This is a genomic window from Streptomyces chilikensis (assembly GCF_001642695.1).
In the GTDB taxonomy this organism is placed as follows: Bacteria; Actinomycetota; Actinomycetes; order Streptomycetales; family Streptomycetaceae; genus Streptomyces; species Streptomyces chilikensis.
The window spans coordinates 1-3312 of the sequence record NZ_LWCC02000110.1 but is presented as its reverse complement, the minus strand read 5'-3'; the positions used below and the strand labels follow the sequence as shown (position 1 = coordinate 3312).

Sequence of the window (3312 nt, the reverse complement as noted above, 5' to 3'; positions counted from 1 at the left end):
CCGGCCGCCGCAAGAGCGTGGCCGAGCTGGTGGAGGGCCTCGCGTAGGGCAGCCCCGCGCAGCGGACGGGCCCTGGGGCGCCGGCGGTCGGTGGACCGCAGGCGCCCTTCGCCCGTCCCCGGCCGCCGGCCGCCTGCCGCCTGCCGCGGGTCACCCGTCTCCGGTCACCCGTCTCCGGCCGCCCGGCGGGGCACGGGCTCGGGGTGCGGCGCGCACGCGGCCTCGCCGCCCGCGGGGAGCCGCCCGTGCAGCAGGTAGTCCCGCAGGTGAGCGCGGACGCAGGTGTTGCGGCCGCCCGCCAGGCCGTGCGAGCCGGCGTTCCGCTCGGTGACCAGCGCCGCCCCGGCGAGCCGCTTCCGCAGCTCCAGCGCCCCCCGGTACGGGGCCGCCGCGTCCCGCTCCGCCGCCAGGATCAGCACCGGCGGCAGCTCGCCCCGTGCCGTGCGCACGTCCCTGGGCTCCTGCCGCGGCCCCTTCCAGTAGGCGCAGGGCAGGTGGGCCCACACGCCGTCCCAGGTCCCGAACGGCGCGGTGCGGGCCAGCCGGGTGGCGTCGGCGTCCCAGACCTCCCAGTCGGTCGGCCACGGGGCGTCGTTGCACCGCACCGCCGTGTACACCGCCCTCGCGTTCTCCTCCGCGGCCGCCAGGGCGGCCCGCTCCCCGGCGTCCGGGGGAGGGCCCGCCTGGGCCAGCAACTGCCGGTCGTCGCCGCGGAGGTGGTCGGCGAGGGCCCGGGCGCGGTGCGGCCACACGTCGTCGAAGCGGACCGCGGTGAGCATCGCCGCGCGCAGCTGCCCCGGTCCGACGGTCCCGCCGGCCGGCCTCCCGGCCAGCCGCGCCGCCGCCCGCTCGTAACCGCGGGCCACCGCCCGGGCGTCGCCGCCGAGCCGGTGGACGTCGTCGTGCCGGGCCACCCAGGCGCGGAAGTCGGCCCAGCGGGTCTCGGCGGCCGCGGACCGGTCGAGGCCGTCGCGGTACCAGACGCCCGCCGGGTCCGGGTTCGCCGGGGAGTCCAGGACCATCCGCCGTACGCGGTGGGGGAACAGGTCGGCGTGGAGCGCGCCGAGGTAGGCGCCGTACGACACGCCCAGGTAGGTCAGCCGCGGCTCGCCCAGCGCGGCGCGGATCACCTCCAGGTCGCGGGCGTTGTTCAGCGAGGTGTGGTGGCGCAGGGCGGATCCGCCGCGGCGGGCGCAGTCCCGCGCGTACCGCTCGGCCTCGGCGCGGCGTTCGCGCTTGAAGGCCTCGGAGGGGCGGGTGGGCGCCCGGCGGGGGCCTGCCGGGCGGTCCGCGGGGCCGGCGCAGTACAGCGGGCCGGAGCGGCCCACGCCGCGCGGGGCGTAGCCGACCAGGTCGTAGGCCGCGGCCAGCGGCTTCCACTCGGGGAGCAGGGCGACGGCGGGGAAGGCCGTGCCGGAGGCGCCGGGGCCGCCGGCTCCGAACACCAGCGCGCCCTGCCGGGGAACGGTTCCGGTCGCGCCGCCCCCGCCACCGGTGCCGCCCGTGTCCGCCGCGGTGCCGGTGCCGACCGCCGTGCCGCCCGTGTCCGTCGCGGTGCCGGTTCCGCCGGTCGCCGGGGAGCGGCTGACGGTGAGGCGGACGGTGGGGCCGTCGGGCCGGGCGTAGTCCAGCGGCACGGTGACGGTGCCGCACCGTGCCGTGCCGGGCATGGCGTCCGGCCCGGTGCACCGGCCCCAGCGGACGCCCTCCCGCGCGGCCCGCGCGGCGGCCCCGGCGACCCCGCGTTCCTCCGCGACGGCCCGGGGGACGGGAACCGCCCCGGCGGGCGGCGGCGCGGCCGGAGCGGCGGCGGCCGCCAGGGAGGTCAGCGCCGCCGCGACGGCGGACGGCAGGACGAGAGGGCGCATGCGGAGTCCTTCGGACGAGGGGTTCCCCCGGAGGATGTTTCGCCCGGCCGTCCGCCGGGGCAAGCGCGCCGCGCCGTGTCCTACTCCTCGTCCGCGACCGCCGCGAAGGCGGCCCGCAGCCCGGGGTCCCGCACCGCCCGCACACCGTGCAGCGCGACCGCCGCCAGATGGCGCGTGGCCTCGTCCTGCTCGTCCAGGCGCCGTCCCAGCGAGACCATCAGCCGGTGACCCGCGGGCGAGGCGCGCCGGGCGTACGGGTGCGCCTCCATCCGGGCGATCAGCAGGCAGCCCAGCGCCAGCGCCAGCGGCGCGGCGAACCAGGCCGCCGTCAGCGCGGCCGTCGGTCCGCCCTCCTCGCCCGGCAGCACCACCGCCACCGCGCCCAGCCCGGCCACCGCCACGGCGGCCGACCGCACCCCGCGCACCCCGTCCGCGACCGTGCCGGCCCGTTCGGGCACGGCCAGTCCCGCCGCCACCAGGCGGTCCGCCAGCGAGCGCACCGCCTCGGCCGCGGCGGCCGCCGTGCGGACCGGCGCCATCCGCCGCGTGCCCCCGGGACCTATCGCGGCGATCACCGAGTCCTCCACCTCGTCCCGCCCCCGCGGATCGACCACCGTCGCCCAGCCGGTACGGGCCAGCAGCAGCCGGCGGTCCCGGGCCATCGCCACCAGGGTCAGGTCGGCCACCCGCACCGGACCGCCCGCCAGGAACGCCGTCTCGTACAGCGTCAGCGAGTTCCGGCCGGTGTCGCGCCGTTCGGCGGCCGCCGCGGCGACGGCCGCACGGCACAGGCGGAAGCAGGCCACTCCCACGAGGACCCCGGCGGCCAGCAGGAGAAAGACCCAGAGCATGCGGTGTTTTTATGTCACCGGCAGGGCGTCGCACCATGGGTCGCCCACCATGCGGACACGCCTCGCCGTCCGCGGGCCTCAACCGCCCAGCAGCACCCGGCGCGTGGCGCGCGCGACACGCGCCGCGGGAGAGCCCGGCAGCGGCGCGGGACCGGAACGCTCCAGCCACCAGGCGCGCAGCCGGTTGCGGCGACGGGCGTTCTCCGGGCGGCCGGAGAGCAGCAGGTGCTCCGCGAAGTCCAGCGCGTCCTTGCGGTGACCGCCGCCCGGCGGACGGCCGAGGGCGTACCCGAGGAACAGCGGCCGGTAGGAGTCGCCCAGGATGCGGGGCAGTTCGGGCGCGACCCTGGCGACGATCCCCGCCCGCTTGGCGGCCAGGGCCCGGGCCTGCACGCCCACCCGCGTCCGGTCGAAGCCCTCCGGCACGGGGCCGTCGGCGACCAGGGCGGAGAGCAGCGACGCCTGGGCGACGGCGACGCGCTGCCGGGACCGGCCGGACGCGGGCGGTACCGCCTCGGGCCGGCCGCCGGCGGCGACGGGTCCGGCGGCCGTGGCGGCGGTCCCGGTCGGGGCGGTGGCCGTGGCGGTGCCCG

At 80.1% G+C, this 3312-nt stretch carries 3 protein-coding genes; all 3 read right to left on the bottom strand.

The genetic code is table 11. The features are described from left to right. Positions 1–164: 164 nt before the first annotated feature. Entirely contained in the window at positions 165–1868 is a 1704-nt protein-coding gene (locus tag A2U95_RS24840; RefSeq protein ID WP_166026965.1) for an alpha/beta hydrolase, read from the bottom strand. Positions 1869–1948: 80 nt separating this feature from the next. After that, positions 1949–2719, bottom strand: coding sequence for a TIGR04222 domain-containing membrane protein (locus A2U95_RS24835; RefSeq protein ID WP_166026963.1), 771 nt, complete (start codon positions 2717–2719; stop codon positions 1949–1951). A 78-nt stretch (positions 2720–2797) separates the two neighbouring features. Beyond that, the coding region (locus A2U95_RS24830; protein WP_476756111.1) for an SCO6045 C-terminal-like domain-containing protein at positions 2798–3312 on the bottom strand (515 nt) is incomplete at its 5' end.

What these genes read in the sequence shown, in the direction of transcription:
- A2U95_RS24840 (WP_166026965.1), bottom strand. Translation starts at nt 1,868, where the DNA reads ATGCGCCCTCTCGTCCTGCCGTCCGCCGTCGCGGCGGCGCTGACCTCC.
- A2U95_RS24835 (WP_166026963.1), bottom strand. Translation starts at nt 2,719, where the DNA reads ATGCTCTGGGTCTTTCTCCTGCTGGCCGCCGGGGTCCTCGTGGGAGTG.